The organism is Hydrogenimonas cancrithermarum, from assembly GCF_030296055.1.
Taxonomy (GTDB): Bacteria; Campylobacterota; Campylobacteria; order Campylobacterales; family Hydrogenimonadaceae; genus Hydrogenimonas; species Hydrogenimonas cancrithermarum.
This window is the reverse complement of the sequence record NZ_AP027370.1, coordinates 1,854,083-1,877,277: the sequence shown is the minus strand read 5'-3', so window position 1 is coordinate 1,877,277 and position 23,195 is coordinate 1,854,083. Positions and strand designations below refer to the sequence as shown.

At 44.9% G+C, this 23,195-nt stretch carries 20 protein-coding genes; 11 read left to right on the top strand and 9 right to left on the bottom strand.

Annotated elements, in window-relative coordinates; genetic code table 11:
• Positions 1-4: 4 nt before the first annotated feature.
• From QUD54_RS09690 to QUD54_RS09650, 9 genes are all read left to right on the top strand, one after another.
• A complete protein-coding gene (locus tag QUD54_RS09690) occupies positions 5-1,057 on the top strand; it encodes a hypothetical protein (RefSeq protein WP_286336530.1) in 1,053 nt (350 codons plus the stop codon).
• Between the two features lie 273 nt (positions 1,058-1,330).
• Positions 1,331-2,782, top strand: coding sequence for a hypothetical protein (locus QUD54_RS09685; protein ID WP_286336529.1), 1,452 nt, complete (start codon positions 1,331-1,333; stop codon positions 2,780-2,782).
• Between the two features lie 114 nt (positions 2,783-2,896).
• On the top strand, positions 2,897-3,766 hold the full coding sequence (gene rfbA / locus QUD54_RS09680) for a glucose-1-phosphate thymidylyltransferase RfbA (RefSeq protein WP_286336528.1): 870 nt from the start codon (positions 2,897-2,899) through the stop codon (positions 3,764-3,766).
• Positions 3,763-4,863, top strand: a complete 1,101-nt coding sequence (rfbB, locus tag QUD54_RS09675; RefSeq protein ID WP_286336527.1) for a dTDP-glucose 4,6-dehydratase — start codon at positions 3,763-3,765, stop codon at positions 4,861-4,863. Before rfbA ends, rfbB begins: the two co-directional genes overlap by 4 nt.
• Positions 4,853-5,800 carry a glycosyltransferase family 2 protein gene (locus tag QUD54_RS09670; protein ID WP_286336526.1) on the top strand — a complete coding sequence of 316 codons (948 nt, stop codon included), beginning with the start codon at positions 4,853-4,855 and terminating at the stop codon, positions 5,798-5,800. The genes rfbB and QUD54_RS09670 overlap by 11 nt, the downstream gene beginning before the upstream one ends.
• Positions 5,787-6,746 (top strand): lysylphosphatidylglycerol synthase transmembrane domain-containing protein, encoded by a 960-nt coding sequence (locus tag QUD54_RS09665; protein WP_286336525.1) that lies wholly within the window; start codon positions 5,787-5,789, stop codon positions 6,744-6,746. Before QUD54_RS09670 ends, QUD54_RS09665 begins: the two co-directional genes overlap by 14 nt.
• Complete coding sequence (locus QUD54_RS09660; protein ID WP_286336524.1) at positions 6,733-7,446, top strand: GNAT family N-acetyltransferase; 714 nt, start codon at positions 6,733-6,735, stop codon at positions 7,444-7,446. Before QUD54_RS09665 ends, QUD54_RS09660 begins: the two co-directional genes overlap by 14 nt.
• Positions 7,443-8,579 (top strand): dTDP-4-amino-4,6-dideoxygalactose transaminase, encoded by a 1,137-nt coding sequence (rffA, locus tag QUD54_RS09655; RefSeq protein WP_286336523.1) that lies wholly within the window; start codon positions 7,443-7,445, stop codon positions 8,577-8,579. Before QUD54_RS09660 ends, rffA begins: the two co-directional genes overlap by 4 nt.
• 12 nt (positions 8,580-8,591) lie before the next feature.
• A complete protein-coding gene (locus QUD54_RS09650; protein ID WP_286336522.1) occupies positions 8,592-10,316 on the top strand; it encodes a DUF6044 family protein in 1,725 nt (574 codons plus the stop codon).
• Positions 10,317-10,483: 167 nt separating this feature from the next.
• Here QUD54_RS09650 and QUD54_RS09645 read toward each other — a convergent pair whose 3' ends face one another.
• The 4 genes from QUD54_RS09645 to QUD54_RS09630 form a co-directional block, all read right to left on the bottom strand.
• Positions 10,484-12,067: a hypothetical protein gene (locus QUD54_RS09645; protein WP_286336521.1), complete on the bottom strand. Its 1,584-nt coding sequence runs from the start codon at positions 12,065-12,067 to the stop codon at positions 10,484-10,486.
• A gap of 46 nt (positions 12,068-12,113) precedes the next feature.
• A complete protein-coding gene (locus QUD54_RS09640; protein WP_286336520.1) occupies positions 12,114-13,049 on the bottom strand; it encodes a glycosyltransferase family 2 protein in 936 nt (311 codons plus the stop codon).
• 97 nt (positions 13,050-13,146) lie between these two features.
• Complete coding sequence (locus tag QUD54_RS09635) at positions 13,147-15,000, bottom strand: carbamoyltransferase C-terminal domain-containing protein (RefSeq protein ID WP_286336519.1); 1,854 nt, start codon at positions 14,998-15,000, stop codon at positions 13,147-13,149.
• Positions 14,997-15,704 carry a WbqC family protein gene (locus tag QUD54_RS09630; protein WP_286336518.1) on the bottom strand — a complete coding sequence of 236 codons (708 nt, stop codon included), beginning with the start codon at positions 15,702-15,704 and terminating at the stop codon, positions 14,997-14,999. The genes QUD54_RS09635 and QUD54_RS09630 overlap by 4 nt, the downstream gene beginning before the upstream one ends.
• A 238-nt stretch (positions 15,705-15,942) precedes the next feature.
• Between QUD54_RS09630 and QUD54_RS09625 the strand changes: the two genes are divergently transcribed.
• A complete protein-coding gene (locus QUD54_RS09625) occupies positions 15,943-17,031 on the top strand; it encodes an FG-GAP repeat domain-containing protein (protein WP_286336517.1) in 1,089 nt (362 codons plus the stop codon).
• Here QUD54_RS09625 and QUD54_RS09620 read toward each other — a convergent pair.
• Genes QUD54_RS09620 through QUD54_RS09600 form a run of 5 tightly spaced genes read right to left on the bottom strand, consistent with a single transcriptional unit; the run spans position 17,028 to position 21,784 of the window.
• Positions 17,028-18,650 carry a hypothetical protein gene (locus QUD54_RS09620; RefSeq protein ID WP_286336516.1) on the bottom strand — a complete coding sequence of 541 codons (1,623 nt, stop codon included), beginning with the start codon at positions 18,648-18,650 and terminating at the stop codon, positions 17,028-17,030. The two genes, QUD54_RS09625 and QUD54_RS09620, sit on opposite strands and share 4 nt — an antisense overlap.
• Before the next feature lie 17 nt (positions 18,651-18,667).
• Positions 18,668-19,429, bottom strand: a complete 762-nt coding sequence (locus QUD54_RS09615) for a GNAT family protein (protein WP_286336515.1) — start codon at positions 19,427-19,429, stop codon at positions 18,668-18,670.
• The gene (locus QUD54_RS09610) at positions 19,429-20,784 is read right to left on the bottom strand and encodes a class I adenylate-forming enzyme family protein (protein ID WP_286336514.1); all 1,356 of its coding nucleotides are present in this window, start codon (positions 20,782-20,784) and stop codon (positions 19,429-19,431) included. Before QUD54_RS09610 ends, QUD54_RS09615 begins: the two co-directional genes overlap by 1 nt.
• Positions 20,785-20,786: 2 nt before the next feature.
• Positions 20,787-21,488: an SDR family NAD(P)-dependent oxidoreductase gene (locus QUD54_RS09605; protein ID WP_286336513.1), complete on the bottom strand. Its 702-nt coding sequence runs from the start codon at positions 21,486-21,488 to the stop codon at positions 20,787-20,789.
• 2 nt (positions 21,489-21,490) lie between these two features.
• Complete coding sequence (locus QUD54_RS09600; protein WP_286336512.1) at positions 21,491-21,784, bottom strand: acyl carrier protein; 294 nt, start codon at positions 21,782-21,784, stop codon at positions 21,491-21,493.
• Positions 21,785-22,001: 217 nt separating this feature from the next.
• Between QUD54_RS09600 and QUD54_RS09595 the strand changes: the two genes are divergently transcribed.
• Positions 22,002-23,192, top strand: a complete 1,191-nt coding sequence (locus QUD54_RS09595; RefSeq protein ID WP_286336511.1) for a UDP-N-acetylglucosamine 4,6-dehydratase — start codon at positions 22,002-22,004, stop codon at positions 23,190-23,192.
• The last annotated feature ends 3 nt before the right edge of the window (positions 23,193-23,195 follow it).

Genomic DNA, 23,195 nt, shown 5'->3' with positions numbered 1-23,195 from the left:
TGCTATGAACTATCGTAAAGCGGTCAAACTCTGGTTTCTCCTAATCGGCGCAACTCTCCTACCGATTACAATCTTCAACTGGTATATCGATCCGTTATGGTGTTTTTCGCACAGCAACCGATTCAACAATCATCAACCCGGCTTCAATGAGCGACAACAGAAGACCAACCGCATCTATTTCACAGGGCTCGAACAGTACGATACACTCATGCTCGGCAGCAGCCGTACCGCGTATGTCAACCAGTACGACTTCAAAGGGATGAAGGTCTTCAACTACGCTGCGGACAACATGCTTCCTTGGGAATATGAACATTGGATCGACATCGCAATGAAAATCAAGGGAAAACCTTTTAAAAATATAATACTCGGTATCGATTTTTTCGGAAGTGCAAAAAACTACGATGTAATCATCAGTCGTTTTTACAGGGGAAAAGTGCCTGAAAATTATATCGACAAAACCATAGAGCCTATTTACAGATTAAAATCTCTTCTAAATTTCGATGCGCTGAAACATTCGTTCGAATCTATCAAACGAACCTTTCATCCGACCATCAGTGACTATGACCGAAAAAACGTCAGGCACTGTAACATCATCGTACCAGGTATGACCAAACAACAACACATTCAAAAGGACATCAACGAGTACAAAGTGCATCTAACCACCCAATATCGATATAGAACCGAATGGAAAGAGATGCTCGAAAGAATGAAAAAAAGATATCCGAAAACACGCTTCATCATTTTCACCACACCGGTCTCCAAGCCCTTTTTTGAAACTTTTATTATCGAGGCAGGGCATATCGATGACTACAAAAGATGGCTCCATGAGAGTGTCGAAGTTTTTGGACAGCTTTACCACTTCATGGATCTCAACGAAATCACGTGCAATCTGGACAATTTTTTCGATGCCCATCACCTGTACGCTTCGGCGGCCAAATTACTTGCCCATCGTATTTCCGGCTATAACGGCAATGATACTCCAGAAAATTTCGGCAAACTCCTGACTTTGAAAAATATCGATTCCTATTTCAACCATCTGCAGAACACATGTCGTTAAAACTGATTCACCCAAATGGTATTTATTTTTTTCGTTTGATTCAAACCATACAAATTTACTATACTTTCAATTAACTATTAATTATATGATATTGATCAGAATTTGAGAGGTTATATGATGAATGGCATAGATAAAAAATCTTTTTCCATCTGGATAACAGCTTACGTAATTTTTATCATTTTAAATATTTTTTTCAACTAGGCTTATATAGGAACGAACGACGACGTTTATCTGCAAAACTTTTTGCTCCATGGCGACAATGAAACTTATATTATGAGTTTTCCACTTTCGACACTTCTTGCAAAACTCTATTCAGTTTTTCCGACTGTTCAGTGGTTCAGTTTATGCATGGTCTCCACATTGATTCTTATATCCATTGTATACGCTTTTTATATCGTTCGTATCAAAAACGCGAGTTTGAAATTCCTCTTATTTGTTTTAGGATTGATCTATTTAAGGTTTCTCGTTACAAATGTATCTGTCACGACTTTAACCATAACCATCATAGCACTCGCTATTCCCCTCATAAAAAATCATCACAGGCTATTCTGGTTTTTTATAGTTGCCGCCAGCCTGTTTCGGTTCAATATCGTTCTGGGACTTGCACCCATCATGCTCATTCCTTATCTCATTTTCTTTCGAAAAGAAAATTTCGGTAAAAAAGAGCTACCGGTTCTTTTCATACTTTGGAGTCTACTCATCATGAACCTCATGTGGAACAAGTTCTATGATCAAGCGTACCAAAACTGGCTCGAATTCAGAAATTCACATCAGTATTTTATAGATTTTCATGGCAGGGGCAACCTCGAAAATCTTACTGAAAGTGAAAAACACTTACTTCGGACTTGGGTCATTCAGGACGAAGATCTTCTTCCATCGAAAAAAGTCATCGAAGCGGCGGGAAACAAATATATAATACTATTCGATAATCTAATGCATATAAGCATCAGGAAAGTCACAAGTATCGTTTATCACAACAAAATAATTTCTTTATTGCTGTTCTTTTCAATATTACTCTTTTTAGAGAGAGAAGTTTCTTGGAGAAAAAAATTTCTTTTATTCTTTTTCATCATAAGTTTCATCGCTCTTCTTTTGGTCCGCAATGTCGAGAGAGTAACCATTCCCACCTCTTTGATTTGGTTTATAATGCTATCGATGCTTTTTCTTGAAAGACGAAAACTTAATCGATTGAAGTTATTATTTGCATCTGGAATTGTGGTATTTTGTATTGATTTGCCAATATATAACACTATACATAGCGAAAAACATTTAGCTTGGGCACGCGAAAAAAACAATCTTATGCAAGAAAAAAACTTCATGTATGAAACAGCAATCTATTTTCCTACCGACTATACACCAGAATATTTATGGTCGACTATTTTACAAAACAGGCTTTTCGATGAAGATCACTGGTTTATAAAAAATATTCTTCCTGCTGACTGGGTCAGCTGTCATCCACTCTTTTATAAATTGCACGATATTTCTCATGACGAAGTACAACGCAGATACAAAAACTATCATGAATACCTTCTTTCACCGGATACCGCTTTCATTGGTGGGAAAAAACTAAATGAAAGTATTACGCCCATAATACTTTCAGAATATGACAAAAAATTTCTGAAAAATACAAACTGTCATCATACGGTGAAGATCGTAAAGGAGTCCGAGCATTTTGGAATTTCTCAAATCGTCGTTGTCTGCACGGACAATCGTTCAAAACGATAGTCCTACACATCAAAAAAGAGTTTGGGATATTTCTCTTTTTTAATTTATGTGAAGTGTATATGGGATAAAATATGAAAAAATGAAAAAATATTTTTCTGTTCAAAGACATTATGAATGAAAGCAATCATTTTAGCGGGTGGTAGTGGAACGAGACTATACCCAACGACGCAAGTCATCAGCAAGCAGTTGCTTCCTGTCTATGACAAACCGATGATCTACTATCCTCTGTCGGTCGTGATGCTCGCGGGCATCAAAGAGGTGCTCGTCATCTCGACACCCGCCGATCTGAAGAGGTTCGAAGATCTTCTGGGCGATGGAAGTCATCTGGGTATGCATTTCAGTTATGCTGTCCAGGAGAAACCGAATGGGCTCGCCGAAGCGTTCATCATCGGGGAAGATTTTATCGGAAACGACGGTGTTTGCTTGATACTGGGGGACAACATCTTCTACGGCCCAGGGTTGACCCCCCTGGTCGAAAAGGCGGCGCAGAAAAAGAGCGGTGCGACGATTTTCGGCTACCAGGTCAAAGACCCCGAGCGGTTCGGCGTCGTCGAGTTCGACGAGAACCTCAAAGTCCTCTCCATCGAGGAGAAACCGGAAAACCCCAAAAGCAATTTCGCCGTGACGGGCCTCTACTTCTACGACAACGACGTCATCGAGATCGCGAAGAGCGTCGAACCCTCGCACCGGGGAGAGCTCGAGATTACCTCCGTCAACCAGGAGTATCTCAAACGCGGAAAGCTGGAAGTCCAGCTTCTACGCCGCGGCTATGCCTGGCTCGATACGGGGACACACGAAAGCCTGGCCGAAGCGAGCCAGTTTATACGGACCATCGAACACAGACAAGGGTACAAAGTCGCCTGTATCGAAGAGATCGCCCACTACAAAGGGTGGATCAGCGACGAGGAGCTCATAGAGCTGGCTCAACCTTATAAAAAAACCGAATATGGGCGATACATGCTCGAAATGGCGGGTGCGAAATGAAAACATTACTGGTAACGGGTTGCGCGGGATTCATCGGCTCGAACTTCGTCCCCTATTTTCTCGAGAAGTATCCGGAGTACCGCCTCGTCAATCTCGATCTTCTCACCTATGCAGGGAACCTGGAAAATCTCGAAGAGGTCGAAGGCCATCCCCGTTACGAGTTCATCAAGGGTGACATTTGCAACAGGGAACTCGTCGAATACATTTTCGACAAATACGACATTGGAGGCGTCATCCACTTCGCGGCCGAGAGCCATGTCGACAACTCCATCGAAAACCCGGGCGTCTTCGTAGAAACCAACGTCAAAGGGACCTTCACCCTCATCGATGTCGCCTACAAACACTGGATGGATGCCCCCTTCAAATACAAAGAGAAATATCTCAACACTCAACACTCAGCACCCAGTACTCAACACTCGACACTGAAAGCTTCGCTTCCCCGCTTCCATCATATCTCGACCGATGAAGTCTACGGAACACTCGGAGAAACGGGTCTCTTCACCGAAAAGACACCTTACGCCCCCAACTCGCCCTACTCGGCCAGCAAAGCGAGCAGCGACATGATCGTCCGAAGTTATCACCATACCTACGGGATGAATACCATCATCACCAACTGCTCCAACAACTACGGCCCCAAGCAGCATGACGAAAAACTGATCCCGACCATCATAAGAAACGCGATTCATGGAAACCCCATTCCGATCTACGGCGACGGCAAGAACATACGTGACTGGCTCTACGTTCTGGACCACTGCAAGGGCATCGACCTGGCCTACCACGAAGGCGAAGTGGGAGAGACTTACAACATCGGCGGAAGAAACGAGCGCGACAACCTCTACATCGCCAACAAAATCTGCGAAATTTTAGATGACATATATCCAATCGAAAATAATTCAAAAGTCAAAAGTCAAAAGTCAAAAGTCAAAAGTTATAAAGAACTGATAACTTTTGTAAAAGACCGTCCCGGCCACGACCGACGCTACGCCATCGACGCCACGAAAATAGAAAACGAACTCGGATGGAGAGCCGACGAAAACTTCGAAAGCGGCATCCTCAAAACTGTGAAATGGTACCTGGAGAAATACAATGCCGACTAAACGACCCCACATTTCCATCGTGACACCGGTTTACGGATGTGCCCGAGCGCTGCCGGAACTATACCAGCGGCTTGTCAAAACATTGACTCCGATAACGGAAAATTTCGATATCATCATGGTCAACGACCAGAGTCCCGACGAAGCCTGGGATGTCATCTTGCAGCTATCGGCCAAAGATTCTCGTGTCAAGGGCATCAACCTTTCCAGAAATTTCGGCCAGCACCGGGCCATCACGGCAGGACTCGACTATGCCGATGGCGACTGGGTGGTCGTCATGGACTGCGACCTGCAGGACCAGCCCGAAGAGATCGTCAAACTTTACAACAAAGCGCAGGAGGGCTACGATGTCGTTTTTGGACGACGAGCCACTAGAAAAGACTCCTTTTTCAAAAAGTTCTCTTCGAAACTCTATCACAGGATATTCGAGTTTGTAAGTGGTATGAAAACCGATGAGTCGACGGCCAACTTCAGTATCATTTCCCACAACGTTGTCAAATATTTTCGCAAAATGCGTGAACAGAACCGAGGCTATGCCCCTTTTATCGACTGGTTGGGATTCAAACGTGCCGACATCGACATCGAACATGCGCCAAGAGCATACGGAAAAAGTTCCTATTCTCTAAGAAAGCTCATTGCGTTAGCCATCGATTCCATCGTCGCCCACTCCAACAAACCTCTGAGACTTTCTATCGAATTTGGTTTTCTGATGACCTTTTTCAGCCTTGCATACGCCATCTGGCTGATTATCCGCTATTTCGCCTTTGGTGTGCCCGTAGCCGGCTGGACCAGCGTGATGGTCTCCATCTATCTGATAGGCGGTCTCCTTTTCGCCAACATGGGAATACTTGGGCTCTATATCGGCAAAATATTCAACGAAACGAAACAAAGGCCCATCTACGTCGTGGCCGAAACCACTTTCGAAGATGAAAAAGAGTGATAGAATGAGCGACGGTATCGAAGCGGTGGCTTCCGCCGACGAAAAAGTCGAAACCTCCGGAGCCAGGCGACTTTTCCTGCTTATCGCCAAAATCGTCGTTTCCTTCACGCTGCTCGCCTACCTCGTCACGAAGCTCGACTTCACCTCCTTGGCAAAACTCCATGGCGATGTCGTCTGGTACATTCTGGTATCTTCCATCGTCATGCTCGCCGCCCTGGGCTTCATGACGGTGCGCTGGAGATTCGTTCTGATGCTGATCGAAGCGAAAAACTACTCTTTACGGATGCTTTACGAGTTCTATCTCATCGGCTCTTTTTTCAACATTTTCATCCCGGGAGCCATCGGTGGCGACGCGATGCGGCTCTACTACGTGAGCAAAGCCTACCATCTGAGCAAAGCGAAATCCCTGCTCGCGGTTTTCATCGAACGGGTGGCGGGGCTCTTCGCTCTCGGACTCATTCTCATGTTCTCCCTGCTTTTCAACGAAACGATCCGTAGCCGACTCGATTTCGGGTTCACCCTGATCGCCGTTTCGACACTTGGGATGTTGATGGCACTGGTCATCGCGAAATATTTCATACAGAAAAAAATGACGATCGGCTACAAAGATATGGCGGTCGTTCTTCTTCTGTCGGGTCTGGGGCAGTTCGGCGATATCGTCATCAGCTATATTTTTGTACAATATTTCAACCTCGATATCACGATTCTGAACCTGATGTCGATCATGCCGCTCGTCTATGTGGCTACCGTCGTTCCCGTTTCGCTCGGCGGTGTGGGTGTGCGTGAAGGGGTCATGACGGCCGGTATGGCACTCTACGGTGTCGATGTCTCCGATGCCGTCATGGTCTCTTTTTTATTGTATCTCGTTAAAATCGTCATCGGCCTGGCCGGCTGGTTCCTCTACATCAGATCGGGGAAAAAAGAGAAAGAGAATGGATATGCTTAAAAAACTGGAGTGGGAAAGCGGTTTTTTCCATACGGAATGCGCGCAGTTCTATCCACGACACAAAAGTGGTGAGTATTACGACGATGCCGCATTCAACGCATACGACTGGGTACAGGGCAAATGTTACATCACCGACGAAGTGAGCAAATCGATCTTCGGAGAATACAAATTCGTTTTCGAAGACACCAGGGTGATTTTCGGAAAAGAGATCGAAAAAAAACCCGTCGTCATGAAAGAGGAAAGGTTTTCCATCGATATCTCCACGCCAGACGATATCGACGTCCTACAGCGAATCGCCATCGAAGGGCTGGTCGAGCATAGCCGCCTGCCGGTTCTGGTCGGAGAGGCCGAAACCGGCAGGTTTTATGCGAAATGGGTGGAGAAAGCGGTGTATGGAAGCTTCGACGACATCTGTTTCTCACTGAAAGCCGAACGTTCCCCCATCGGTTTCATCACGTTGAAATATTCCGAAAACGGAAATGCGAAAATCGGACTTATCTCCATCCAGAGAGGACATCAGGGGAAAAAACTCGGAAAAGCGTTGATCCAGCATGCCGAAAACTTTCTGTACGGCAAAAACTACCGCCATTTGAGCGTCATCACCGAAGGAAGAAACATTCAAGCCCAACAATTTTACATCAAATACGGCTTCAACATCGACAACATCGAGTGCTGGTATTACCGCAGGAGATTCAAGTGAAAATATTCATTCCCTTCAACGAGCCCCCCATGACCGGTAACGAAGAGCGATACATCCTCGAAGCGTTACGAAACAAAAAACTCTGTGGAGACGGGCCGTTCACGCAAAAATGCCATGGCTGGTTCGAAGAAAAACTCGGCTGTGCCAAAGCGTTGTTGACACCCTCGTGCACCCACGCACTCGAAATGGCCGCCATCCTCATCGACATTCAACCCGGTGACGAAGTGATCATGCCGAGCTACACGTTCGTCTCCACCGCGAACGCGTTCGTTTTACGCGGCGCGAAAATCGTCTTCGTCGACATCCGGCCCGATACGATGAACATCGACGAAACATTGATAGAAGCGGCCATCACACCGAAAACCAAAGCGATCGTTCCGGTGCACTACGCCGGGGTGGGATGCGAAATGGATACGATCATGGAGATCGCGAACCGACATGGGCTCTTCGTCATCGAAGACGCCGCACAGGGGATGATGAGCACGTACAAAGGCAAACCGCTGGGCACCATCGGCCATCTCGGAACCTACAGCTTCCACGAAACGAAAAACTACACGAGCGGAGGCGAAGGCGGCCTTCTCATCGTCAACGACGAACGTTTCGCGGAACGCGCGGAGATCATCCGTGAAAAGGGGACCAACCGAAGCCAGTTTTTCCGAGGGATGGTCGACAAGTACAGCTGGGTCGATCTCGGCAGCAGCTACCTGCCGAGCGAATTGCAGGCGGCTTATCTCTGGGGACAGCTCGAAAAAGCCGAAAATATCAATGAAAAAAGAATTGCTATTTGGCATAGATATAACGAAAATCTCCAGCATCTTGAACAATCAGGGCATATAACGCTCCCCACCATTCCAGATGGTTGCATTCATAATGCCCATATGTTTTACATAAAAGTCAAGAACCTGAAAGAACGTACAAAATTGTTAAAGTTTCTGAAAGAGAAAAATATCTCAGCCGTGTTCCATTATGTCCCTTTGCATAGCAGTAGAGCAGGAATGATATTCGGCCATTTCCATGGTCAAGACATCTATACGACCAAAGAAAGCGAATGTATCGTCAGGCTTCCTCTTTATTATTCAATTAAAGCGGGAGAAGTCGATTTCGTTATTGATAAGGTTCATGATTTCTTTTAAAGGTAAAAATTGATGCCACTTTCAAAATATACGGAGCAATATAAATATCATGGTATTGCCATATCGATTATTCTACTCTATGTTGCGCCAATATTTATTTTGGGAGAAAATTCATATTTCCGTATCGGTGACAACCTCGACTCAAATGTCGTATGGTACAAATTACTCATTGACTCCCATGCAATTTTTGCTTCCCCAAATACCATCATCCCAACCATCATGGGTGGGCTTCCAAGAATATCTTTTGGGAGTGAATTCGATTTTCTACTATGGCTGAACAAATGGTTTGGACCGATATACGGTTATGCTCTCAATCAATTGTTCATGCGGCTGACTGCGTACATTGGCATGTACCTGTTATTAAAACGATATCTTTTGGAGGGTTGGAATGTTGAGAGATATTATATCTACATCATATCTTCCGGCGTTTCTTTGACCTTTTCACTTTTACCTTTCTGGCCCTCCGGAGGGCTATCCGTAGCTGGTTTACCATTGGTAACATATCTCTTCTTAAATATTCTGAACGATAAAGACAAATGGTACGATTGGCTAATTTTATGTTTGATACCTTTTTACACGTCCTTCGTGCTCGTCTATTTTTTCTATTTAATGCTCGCTTCTTTTGCCTGGGTCTATATGGTAATGAAATATAAAAAATTTTATACGAAATTTTTAGTTGCCATCAGCTTGATGACGATAATATATTTGATTGTAAATTATAGATTGGTCACAGGTATGCTACTTCCAAGTGACTTTGTTTCGCATAGACAGGAAATGTCGATTGCCAAAGCCATGCATTTTCATATGCAAAGTTTACAGGACTATCTTAATGCCGTTTTTGAGTATATCATCAATGGTCACCATGCCCATATTGCGACTTTCCATAAATATGTTATTGGGTTCTCTCTCGCACTTGCATTGATGTTGAGTTCTATCGCGAGAGATAAAAAATCATTGAAAATCCTTTCTTTCTATCTGGTTCTCATCGTCATATTCAGTTTCATTTTTAAACTCTGGTATTTCCCTCCATTCGATCAAGTCAAAACATCTGTCCCCATCTTAAAACAGTTTAATATGGGCCGAATCGTATGGATCAACCCATTGCTATGGTACATTGTTTTTGCCTTTTCATTACTTTTTATTATAAAATATGTTAAATACAAAAAATTGATTCCTTTCATTTTAATGACCTTTATTACAACGCAATCTATATATCTTTTTTCAAAAAGTGATTTTTGGCAGGTATATCGATCTGGTCAGCCTACTTTTAAACAATTTTACGATACCGAATTGTTTGATAGAGTTAAAAATATTCTAAATAAACACACTAAAAGGTATAAAGTTGCCTGTTTGGGATTTTATCCTGCAATAGCACAATATAATGGAATCGCTACAATAGGAGGTTATAGTCCAAACTATCCTTTACAATACAAACACTCTTTTAGAAAAATTATAGAAAAAACTTTAAACAATAATCCCGAAATGAAAAGACAATTCGATTACTGGGGAAGTTACTGTTATTTGCAAGTGACTTCTTTAAAAAACACATTCATGGGAAACAGACCCAAAAATATTGTTATAGATGCTTCGGAACTCAATTTCAAACAGATGAAAAAATTAGGTGCTAAATATATATTGTCCACTTACGAATTGAAACATAACCAAAATTTGAAATTTATGGCAAAAGTTGAGAGCCCCAACAAGTTCTGGACAATATATATTTATAAAATTCTTTGATATAAATGCCTTATTTTTTTTAAACTTTTTGAAGTGCTTTGAGATTGTTGATAGTGTCAAGTAAAGTTCGCAATAACGAGCTCAAATCCTATAAATCTTTGAAGATTTAACAAAAAAATAAACTATTTTTGATCTACCTATAGAAATATTATTTTAAAATAAAATTTCTATAGGGAATTTAAGCCTTTGCCATTCTGACAAATCACTTTGACAATTTTGAAGTGTTTGGACTCATCAAGCGTTACCAATCGGTGCTTACAATGATCGTTTATACCAAATAGTTTGTCATATCGTTCGCAAATCATTTCATTCATTTCCTCATTGGTGGTTTTGGAGCCAATAAAAGCACTTTCTTCAGCGAGTAAAAAATCATGATAATTTTTGTATTTTCGTTGAACGCCATGGTTGGAAATATTATGAGAAGTATAAAAATAAGGATGTCTCGACATCCATCCAGCTGGCATTATATAATTGGAGATCCAGTTCTTTTCATCAAAAAGCCGATTTTGTAACATTGCTCGAAACATTTTTGCATTCATTGTAAGCGGAAAACTGATACCGGGCTCATATAAATAATCGTACTTTTTCATCAAAGCAATAAGTTCGATGGAGAGTTTCTCATCTTCCTTCCGGTGTTTTTGATTACCAATAGGAGTCTCTATGACAAAAAAAACCATAAACCCAAGCAACATAATATTGATTGTGTTTTTCTTTCTATATTTCCATAAATCGCTCCATAAAAGGATCATCCATAAAAACAAAAGTGGATAAGTTACTCTTTGAGCATCGCGAATAAGTAGAAGTAAAAAAAAACCAAAAACGAAGATAGCATAGTACACTCTTTTTTTCAAGCTCTTTTCTATAGAAAACAGGAAATAAAAAGTTATTATCAATAAAAATAACCATATTTTGTGTTGATATAGTTCAGCAACTATGGAGCGTAAGTTCAATCGAGTCAAATGTTGCATGACTACATCCCATTTTGAACCAGCTGCTTTAATTATCTTTTCAGAAGCAAGCAATGACTCATCCTGTGGATACCACGACTTGGCAATGATCTTTTCCTCATCATTCAAAATATTTTTTTTATCGATACCATGCAAGTCGGTAAAAAAAACCCTTGCATGATAAAATTTTAACCATGACCGATAATCAGAATCCAATTTTGGAGATAGAACGATCGCACCCATAAGTAAAACCAAAACCAATACAATCGGTACATCTTTTTTTGTAAAAGAAGATTTATGAAACATCAATAAATAAGCAACAACCAATAATGGGAATATCGATAAAACGATTGTATCTCTCAAAAGAGTTGCAAGCATCACCAGAAACCAAAACATAATCTGGTTCCGATTTATAAGAGGATATGCCATAGTGATTAGCAAAAGTGTCACCATGGTTATGGATACATTCATCCAAATAAAAAATATTACAATCATCCCTAACAAACCAGCCAAAACACCAGCACCAGTTTCTTTTATATTTGCAAGGTAATAAGAATAAAGTGCTATGATAAGTTCGATATATAAAAGAAATGTCCAACTGAGCCATTGTATATTTGGAAAGTGACTATACAACCATGATAAAACAATAGACAGAGGATAGCTCATAATGAGCGTGCGACTTTCCCCATGGATAAGAAAATCTCTCAAATACGAATCATCGATGGTCCCGAGATAGCTGTAGCCAAGCTGGATCAAGAGAACGGACAATAACGTATATATCGCAAACCATAAGGCAAATCGCATATTGATCGTTTTAAAATTCACTTGCATCGTTTGGTTTGACATCATTTCAATCCAGCGTCCTTTCAATAATAAATCGAGGCCTGGATTTCGTTTCCATATAGATTTTACCGATGTATTCTCCAACGATACCCACGGAAAACACTTGAATACCTCCTATGAGATAAATGGGTAAAACCGTTGACGCCCAGCCTGGTACGGCAGAGTCGGTAAAGAGTTTGATCCCCAGAATCCAGAGACTCATTAAAATCGAAAAAAAGAAAATGACAAATCCTACAAATGTGATAAACCGTAACGGTACAATAGAGAAAGAGGTAATACCCTCCCAAGCGAAAGCGAGCATTTTTTTCAGTGGGTATTTTGTCTCTCCCGCCATCCTTTCGGAACGATCATAATAGATGGATGTCTGTTTAAACCCTATCAACGGAATCATTGCACGCAAAAAAAGATTCACCTCTTTGAACTCTTTGAGATGCTCTATCACGTTTCGACTCATCAATCTAAAATCTGCATGGTTGTAAACCACATTCACGCCAAGTAGCTGCATCAATTTGTAGAAACTTTCCGCCGTCATTCGTTTAAACCATGTGTCGGTATCACGTTTTTTTCTCACGCCATATACGATTTCGTTACCGCGGTAATATTCATCGATCATTCGTTCGATAACACTTATATCGTCTTGCAGGTCCGCATCGATTGTTATTGCAATATCACTGTCCGTATTGAACAAGCCGGCGATCAAAGCGTTTTGGTGGCCATAATTTCTGGAAAGTTTTATACCGCATATATTGGGTTGCTCCGTTGAATAACGTTCGATCATTTTCCAAGTTGCATCTTTGCTTCCATCGTCGACAAAACATATTCTACTTTTCTCATCAACTTTTTTCTTATCGATCAACGCCTGCAGAAGTTCGCTCAATCTAACCACCGTTTCAGGCAGTACCTCCTCTTCGTTGTAACACGGAACGATTATGGAAAGTGTCATACCGGGCTTTTCTCCTTTTTAAATTAGAAAATATCTCTGTTCAACCCTGGTATATTCCAAGGTAGCCAGTGTCGAAGATCGATTCAGTCAGAGCTAACTAGCGGCGTTTGACCCGATACCCTTCGATATAGAGCTCATCGATATTGCAGTCGATGAAGTCCAAAAGCGCGTCTTCGGCCGTATGGACGATGGTCCTTCCATGTAGGTTGAAAGAGGTATTGATCACCACACCAAATCCCGTCAACTCTTTCACTCTTTTCAAAAGCTTGTAATAGTTGGGGTTGTCGGCCTCTTCGACGAACTGGGGACGGGCCGTACCGTCGACATGAATGGCCGAAGGTATTTTGTCGTGGTACTCCTTTTTGACACGAAAACCGATGGCCATGTGTTTATGAGGAAAACTGCTTTCGAAAAGCCTTTCACGCTCCTCTTCCAGAATGGAAGGGCAAAAGGGCTGATATTTCGGGCGGCGTTTCACGGTGAGATTGATTCTGTCTTTGATCTGCGGGTCGGTGGGGTTAGCAAGGATAGAGCGGTTTCCAAGAGCCCTCGGGCCGAACTCCATTCTTCCATGTACGACAGCGACGATTCTTTTCTCCGCCACCGACTGTGCCGCTTCGAGATACCACTCGTCACCGATATATTTCGTTTCCACCCTGTCCGAAAAGAGCTCTATACTCTTCTCGATCTCCTCTTTCGTCAGCCGGTTCCCGAAATATGGCATATAGTATTCGTTCACCCAACTGATATCCTCTCCTATTTCGAGCGCCTTGAGAAGCGCCGCACCCACGGCGACGCCTTCATCGCCCATCGGGGGAAAGATATAGAGCTTTTTGAATTTCGTTCTCTCGTAAATGTTCAGATTCATGATAATGTTGGCAGCCACACCGCCTGAGAGGCAGAGTGTATCGATATCTTCGTACCTCTCTCCAAGGAGCCGCAGGTATTCGACGACGGCATCTTCGAGATAGCTCTGGATCGTCGCCGAAAAGTTCTCTTTGCCGACCTCTTCCACTTTGGCCGCCAAAAACTTCCTGTCATAGTAAGGCTTGATGGCGGCCGGATCGTAATCCATTCCATCCGCGGAGATGATGGTGGCGTCCATCATCTCGCGGTACATCTTCTCATCTCTTTTTCCAAAAGCCGCCAGCGCCTCCACTTTTCCCTCGTCACTGTAACGCCGGAGCCCCAGTGCTTCGGTGAAGTTGCCGTACAGAATGCCGATAGAGGTCAAATCGTGTGTGGGGTTGATATCGATTCCCTCGTGGTCCACCTCCCGGATCGGCGATCGCGCGATGAGTTCATACGTATTTCCATCGAAAATAAAGGCTTTTCCGAAATATCCGTCGCCCCAACCGTCGAGCGTGAGGCTGATGCACCTTTTTGCATAGGCAAACGGTGAAAAGAAGTAGGCCCCTGCAGCGTGGGAAAGGTGATGATCGTAAAACTCTATCGCCTTGGGAGAGACACCGTGCGATTCGAAGACTTCGCGCATATACCCCTCCACGATTTCACGGTCCGATTTTCCCCGGTGCTCCTCGACGAACCGCTCTTTGAAATCGGGCTTGATCCTGTCGAGATCTTTCAACGTCTTCATTGGATGCTTGATGAAGGCGTTCAAATAGGCCAAATACTTGGTTTTGGCATCGGGAAAAAGATCGGCGATATATTTTGGCTGTATCAGGTCGCAGTATGCCTTTTTCTGGATGAGTGCCGCCACTTTTTCCGCCCCAAGATCGCTGCGGACCTTCTCTTCGAAATTCCCGTATCCCTGGCAGACATAATCGACATTTTCGAAACGGTATTTTTCGAGTATGAGAGAGACGTCTTTGCTGTCATGCTTGATACGCGTGACACGCTCCGTACTCATGGCGAAAATCTCTCTTTTCTGTGTATCGATGAAGAACAGGGCACTGTCGTGCCCCATGAAATTCGTTCCGATGATTCTCATTTTTCGACCTTCTCTTTAAAACTCAACATATATTTCTTCATATCGGGTCCTTCGTTGAATATCAGGTCGAGTATCGTGACTCTGTGTTCGAAGGGTGGGTAGAGCTGATGATATTCCGGGTATCCCTCGTAATTCATCCACTCGAGTTTGATCCCCTCTTTCGCCATCATCTCTTCCGTCAGGTAATTTTTGGCGGAAGGCCCGCTGAGAAACGTGGTGCAGCCAACCTCTTTCAACAAAGGTATGTAGCGTTCCGCCTTTTTCCCTGTCAGATTGAAGGGTCTCGAGTCGCCGAACTTCGTCGTGATTCCCAACAGCTCTCTTGAAATACGCTTGATGATCGTCTGGTTCATATCCGAAAGGTTGGTCCATCTACTTCCCAAAAAAATCTCTTCGAAAAATTCCCGGTACATCTTGAAGTAGGGAGCGTTTTTGTAGTAAAAAAGTATTTTATCCCAATGGCTTCGCTGCCAAAGGGAGTCTCTGATTTCCACTTCACAAATGAGCCTGTCGCGGCTCGATCCGACCGGAACGGTCAACCACTCCGTACCTGCGGGGGTTTTGATGAGATTGCGATTTCGCCAATCCTGCTTGGTATACTGAACGTCATCATAAAAATAGAACTCATCCACGCTGTTGATATAATCGAAATATCCTTTCCACGGAATATAGTTCGATTGTGTCATTCCGACTATTTTGCCCATTTTTTTATCCCTCATACTCGAAAGTTCTTTAGTTATCAATAACTTCATAATTTAATTAATGTTAACAGTTTTTCAATAAAAGGAAGATTAGCCTGTGTTTTTTCAACTGTCTACAAAGAAATACACGACAAATTGAAATTTTTCAGCGGAGTTTGATACGGAGTAACTTACAATATAAAATCATGATCATTGACGGGAGAAGTTTATGTTTCGAACGACTCGCAGCGAAAGAAATTTTATGAAAAAAACCGTTTCTCTCTCTCTTTTCTCACTGATACTGCTCTTGGCACAAGGGTGCAGCAAGCCGCAAGGGCACATCGTCTCGATGGAAGTTCATGGCGCGCACTCCGTAAGCTGTGTGGATGTCGACAAAGATGGCGACCTCGACATATTCTGCGCGGGGTATGACGACGGAAAGATATATTTGCTCGAGAACATCGACGGAAACCGTTTCGAACCGCATGTTCTTGCCCAAAACAGAGGCCATGCGACATCCGTTTTCGCCACGGATATCGACAGAGACGGCGATGTGGACCTTCTTTCGACATCGAAAACCAGGCACGATGTATTGCTGCATCGCAACGATGAGAATGGCGAATTCTCCATTCACCCCATCTACTCGGGGCCCGCCGGAGCGTATAAAATAAAAGCCGCCGACATCGACGGAGACGGTTTAGACGACGCAATCACCGCATACTTCACGGACGGCAGGATTTTGTGGCACAGAAACGACGGTGATGGAAGCTTTTCGACCCGCCCGGTTGCCCCTGCGGCAGGAAGAATCGCCTCGATCTACCCCGTGGACCTGGACAGGGACGGTGATGTCGACATCGTCGCAGCAGGGTGGGAAAAGATTATATGGCACGAAAACGACGGCAAAGGCGGCTTCACCACCCATTATGTATTTACGAAAGCCAAGAACGCCTTTTCCGTTTTCGCCGTCGACCTGGACAAAGATGGCGATATCGACATCGTCGCTTCGGACTATTCGGATGGCATCATTCGATGGTTCGAAAATGACTCGAAAGAGAATTTCGAAAGCCACATCGTCGATTTCACCGGAGCCCAGGTCCCATCCGTCATCGCACTGGATGCGGACAGAGACGGGGACATCGACATCGTCGCCGCGCTGAAGAATAAAAACTCTATCGTATGGTACGAAAACACGGGGTACGAAAAATTCGTTCCCCATACCGTTACCGACAGCGTAAAGGCGGTTTTCTGCATCGTCGCGGCCGATATGGACAGGGACTTCAAAGAGGAGATCGTCGCCGCTTCCTACGGGGACGATACGATCTCATGGTACGAAATCGGCGAAGATCGTTAGCTTTCGGTACCGAAAGCCTTTTCCAGCGGTATGAAGCCTACGATGTAGAGATCGTTCGTACCCTTTCGCACCTCCGCTTCGACGCGTACACTGTAATGCTCCAGTAGATAGTTCCGCAACAGTTCGATTTTCCAGAGGCTTTTCCTGGGAAAAAGCAGACGCACATTTTCGGATTCGAAGAGGGCATCGTAATCGTCGAAACCGTTTTCATGCATGAACCGCTCGACCTCTCCCAGAATGACGACGGTACCGAACGGCACGACCTTGAACCCCTTTAGATAGGCCAGATCGCTACGGGGATCGACCCCCGTAGGCATCAATGCATCGTCTACCGACAGATAGAACCTCTCTTTCTCCAACTGTTGCACATACTTCAGATGGGTGGTACGGCGTATGTCGTTTTGTTTCGCAATCTGCGCGAATACAAAGAAAAATCCAGCCGAAACCGACAACAAAAGGTATGGAGTCCAACGAAATCGAGCCGCCTCCCTATCGTCCGTATACAACAAAATCAAAACAAGTATAAAGTAGAAAACGGGCAGATAGAGCCGGGGCGGCGGCATTTTCATGGTTAACGTCACACCGACAAAAACGAGATTGACGAAAAGAAACATCGTCAACGCTCTTTTCGCGGCCGATTTTCCGTACAGGAGAAGACACAGCGAAAAGAGCACGAAAACGACGATGACATAAGGATCTCTCATCAACCGTTCGTAAAAAACTATGAGATCGGGGGTTTTCGAATCGTAGGAGATTTCGAGGAACTCCACGAAATTTTTCAGATTCTGGAGCGAAAAGACTTCGTTTTTCAAAAAGAGCCACGCATGGAAGAGTTCATAATCGTTCGGGCTCCACCCCACTTTCGCGAGAGCTTCGTCGAAGTTTTCCGAATGTTCGCCAACGTCGAAATCGACGATGAACGTTTTATACTTGTTGTATTTGGCAAACTCACTGTTCCCTCCACTGCTGTCGTACTGCATGATGTCGAATGCGGGCAAAGATGCACTAAAAAGGAAAACTATCACTAAAAAAGGGGCCATCTCTTTGAGGAACCTTCGTATACCCAAAGCGATCAAAAGCGAAAAAGAACCGAAAACAGAGGCGAAAAAGAAAGTTTCTGGGCGTATCGAGACAGCGGCGAGAAACATGAGTGCCGCTATCAAATAGGGCATGAGACGCCCGAAAAAGCCCTTTCCGTTTCGCAGGCCGGCATCGAAGAGTATCGAATATCCCGCGAAGGCGATGAGTATGGATGTCGCGGTAAAGGTGATCTGGTAGAAGAAAAGATAAAACGCGATACCTGTGACGGCAGCGAAAGGCACTCCTTTGTGGCGTGAAACGACGGCGATGGAAACGAGATGGGCGATGATGAGAAAAGTGGAGAGAAAAAGAAAATACCAGGGAACGTTCGGCCAGAGCAAATAGAGGCTTTTCAAAAAAACCCCGACGAGAATGTTCGGATACATGATGAAAGCCGTCGGCTCGCTACAGAGCATCGTCCCCGAGAGCAGCTGCAAAATCCTGACATCGTCTTTCGTGCCGTACGCGATATCACCGAACAGCAGTACGAAAATATCGAGCAGGAGAAAAAAGAGGAGAAGCCATCGTGAAGAATTCATGGCACCTCCTCGAAGCGTCACGATTTTTTGAAAATCTTGTGATAGTCGAAAAACGTCATCTGGTCGGTAAAGCCGAACTTGATGTAGGTATTCGCGATACCGAGGTTCGATGCCGAGATCATTACCTCGACCTTTTTGATACCGATTTTTTGAAAATGGGTCAAAATGGTGGAGAAGAAATAGAGTGTCATCATACCGTAACCATCTTTGCTGCCGCCCAGAATCAGGTTGGCCTTGTTGTCGATGACTTCGTAAAAGAGAAAAGAGATGATCTCGTCACCACTGCGATAGAGAAAAAGTTCCTTTCCCTGGTCGATCAGATCGAGAATCCAGTGTTCGTAACGCCGCTTCGCCTTTTCCAGGTCGATGAAAGGGTCTTCGTGAAACCGGCTGTAATGAAAGCTCTCGCGCGCGATCTCCTGCAGCTGCTCGATATCTTTTTCATCGTAATGCGTGTCGAGCGGCAGGTCGTTTTTGTAGATTTTTCCAAAGTCGATTTTCTTGAAACGTGCCAATTTCATCAGGCATGAGCATTCGGCGATGTAGTAACCCTTGGAGATCATCACCTTTTTGACCGTCAAATCGTTCGAGTCGCATCGGAAATAGACGAGCGCCTCCTCTTCGAGCGTCTTTTCGAACTCCTCCACGAGCATGGCGAGATCTTCTTCGTTGCTATACTCCACCGCCATGATCTCTTTGGTCTGTACTCCGAAACTTTGTCGATCCCAAGGGGTCTCCCTGTACTCCATCCAAGCATCGTTAATCCAGATTTTTTCCACTATTTTCTCCTTATCTTTTTGAATCGATCACCGAAATTGGTTTTATCTACAATATTGACTTTGCTTGGAATCTTGTAACCGTCCAATCTCTCTTTGCAAAATTTGCGGATCAACTTTTTCATTTCCCGTTTATCCTGCCCACCGGTAGGTACCACATCCACTGTCACACCCTGCCCGGTAATCGGGTTTTCTTCGCCGTAAACCATCGCATCGGCAACCTCGTCCATTTCGAGCAAAACGGCTTCCACTTCCGAAGGAAACACCTTTTCTCCCCCGACATTGATGACCTCGGTACTTCTTCCGATAATTTTGAGACGGCCATCTTCCATCCGCTCCACGAGGTCACCCGTGCGAAACCACCCATCTTCCGTAAAGTTTTGCATCGAGGCATTCAAATATCCAAGGACTTGCGTTTTGCTTTTCAGCCAAAGTTCGCCATCGACGATCTTGTACTCGACATTCGGATCGTCGATCTTGAAAAGAAGCGAACCCGCTTCATCGCTTCTTATCTTTATGGCCCCCGTTTCACTCGTTCCGAACTTTTGTTGCAATCTGACATGGGGAAAATTTTCCCGCACCCTTTTCAAAAGAGGCTGCGGCATCGGCTCGGCACCGAAAGCGATGATTTCGAGCGAGCTCAAATCGTATTTCCGGTGCAAACCGCTCATTAGCAAAAGGTTGATAAAGGTCGGAGAGGCGGGAAGCACATTGACTCCATGCTTTTCAATCTCTTCACATACCGCTTCGGGTTGGCGCGAAGTTGGAATCGTCATGGTTCCGCCGATCGCGAATGCCCGCATCATCGTATCGATCCCGCCGATATGGTCGAAGGTCAAAAAGACCAGCGTATTGAGTGCTTTTGGGGTTTTTCCCCGGTAAGAATCGATGAGATTGTCCAGGTCGTGAATCATCGCTTTGGGTTCACCGGTCGAACCGCTGCTGAAGAGGATCAAACCGGAATGGCCGCGATTTTTCAGATTTTCGATATAGGAAATATCTCTACTATCCGCATCTCTCTTTCGAAGTTCGAAGCCTCCATCCCTTCTCTGCATTATCCAATCCGTCCCCGAACTTGCCAAGCGTTTCTCCACCTCCTCCGGAGTTTCGGAAACGATCGGAACGACAATGTTTTTATTGCGGCTCAATGCAAAAAAAAGTGCGATGGCATCGAACGTGTAGTCGGAGTGGATCGCGACGACTTCACCCGGTTCGATACGTCGTGCTTCGATGAAAGCGAGATAGTCCTCTATCGCTTTCGACAATTCGCCGTATGTATAGGCACGATTGTCGGAAATGACGGCGGTACGATTGGAAAATTTCGAAAAATGGTCGAGAATCCAAGCCTGCCCGGGCATGGTCAACTCACGCCCCCCAGATAGATAACCTGCCCCGTGATGAAGTCGCTCTTTTCATCGATGAGAAAATCGCAAAGCTGGGAAACGTCCCGCATCTCCCCCAGTCGGTTGATCGCCTGCCGCTCAAGCAGTGCATCGACCTTCTCTTTGGGAACGTTGCGGATCATGTCGGTCCAAATGGGCGTCGCACCCAGTGCATTGACGGTAATACCGTATTCGGCGACCTCTCTCGCCACCACTTTCGTCAAATTTTCGACCGCCGCCTTGCTGGCCGCATATGCCGCTTCTCCTTCCACCTGCAACGGTGCCGCGATGCTGACGAAGTTGACGATACGGCCATACTTCTTCTTGAGCATCACCTTGGAGACTTCCCTGGAGAAGAGAAACGTTCCGTAATAGTTCGTCTCCATCATCTCTTTGGCGGTTTTGTAAGGCGTTATGACGAAATGGTTCATCGACGCCGCACCCGCATTGTTCAACAATACATCGATACGCCCGAACTCTTTGCGGATGCCCCTGACCATATCGACGACGCTCTCCTCGTCGGCGACATTCAACCGGTGGTGACGATAGTTTTCATTCTCTATGGTACTCTCTCCGCGGCTGCACCCGATAACCGTAAACCCTCTATCCAGATAATACTCCGCCAAATAACGGCCGATACCTTTTCTCGTACCGGTGATGAGCATGATTTCGTTTTTCATGTTCAGGACGCGGCCAGAAGAGATTCGACGTAGGCGGTAAGCGTACCGACCGTACTGAAAGGTGAATGTTTCATGCTCATCGCTTTTTCATCGGCGATCGTAATGTGTTTGTCGAACGCATCGTGCACCGCCTCTTCGATATCGGTGATGACCGAAACCAATGCCAGACTGTCGAGTGCGCCGCCCTCTCCGAACAGTTTCGTTTCGGATGTGGGACTTTCCAAACTTTCGTTTTCCAACTCGTCGTTGATGTCCTCCAAGGCTTCGACGATGATTTTCTCGATTTTTTCCTTCAATGCATAAGCCTTTTATTAATTTTTTGATTTAATTGTGCACATAGATTGCGACAATTATATAATTATTTAAATAAAATGAAATTTATATAGATTTTGTTTAATCTTAATTTCGTTAAAATAACGGTCATTGAAAAGTGGATTTGGACAAAAAACATGCAATCGAAAGCATACGATACACTCGTAACATATTTTAAACCCTATATAAAAGTTGTAACCGATGAATAACATACTACATTTGATCGGGCGGGACAAAGCGCTCTTTTCGGATGATATAAAAACGCACGAAAAGGAGCTGAAGGAGATCGTCTCTTCCTCCTCGTTTCTCGTCATCGGCGGAGCCGGTTCGATCGGCCAGGCCGTAACCAAAGAGATCTTCAAACGAAATCCGAAAAAGCTGCATGTCGTCGACATCAGCGAAAACAACATGGTCGAGCTCGTTCGGGATATCCGCAGTTCTCTGGGCTATATCGATGGCGAGTTCAAAACCTTCGCCCTCGATATCGGCTCCGACATCTACGACGCCTTCATCCGGTCCGACGGTGCATACGACTACGTGCTCAATCTCTCGGCCCTCAAACATGTCCGTAGCGAAAAAGATCCCTATACGTTGATGCGCATGATCGACGTCAATATCTTCAACACCGACAAGACGCTTCGCCAGTCGATCGAAAAGGGGACGAAAAAGTATTTCTGTGTCTCGACCGACAAGGCGGCCAATCCGGTCAACATGATGGGTGCGAGCAAGCGGATCATGGAGATGTTCCTGATGCGCCGAAGCCTCGAGATACAGATCTCCACGGCACGGTTCGCCAATGTCGCATTTTCAGACGGGTCCCTTTTGCACGGCTTCAACCAGCGTATCGCCAAACGCCAGCCCATCGTCGCCCCCAACGATATCAAACGCTATTTCGTCACCCCTCAAGAATCGGGAGAACTCTGCCTGATGAGCTGCATCTTCGGCGAAAACCGCGATATCTTCTTTCCGAAACTCTCCGAAGCGCTCCATCTGATCTCCTTTGCCGACATCGCCGTCAAATACCTCGAGAATCTGGGGTACGAACCCTACCTCTGCAAGAGTGAAGATGAAGCCAGAGAGCTGGCGAAAATACTTCCGGACCAAGGCAAATGGCCCTGCCTCTTCACCAAAAGCGACACGACGGGTGAAAAAGATTTCGAAGAGTTTTTCACCGACAAGGAAGTCCTCGACATGGAGCGCTTTGAAAATCTCGGTATCATCAAAAACGACCCCATCTATGACGATGCCCTGCTGAACGAATTCGAAGAGACGATCAAAAGCTACCGCAAAGCGGGCCGCTGGACCAAAGAGCAGATCGTCGAACTCTTTTTCAGAATGATTCCCGATTTCGGGCATAAAGAGACGGGAAAATATCTCGATGAGAAGATGTGATCG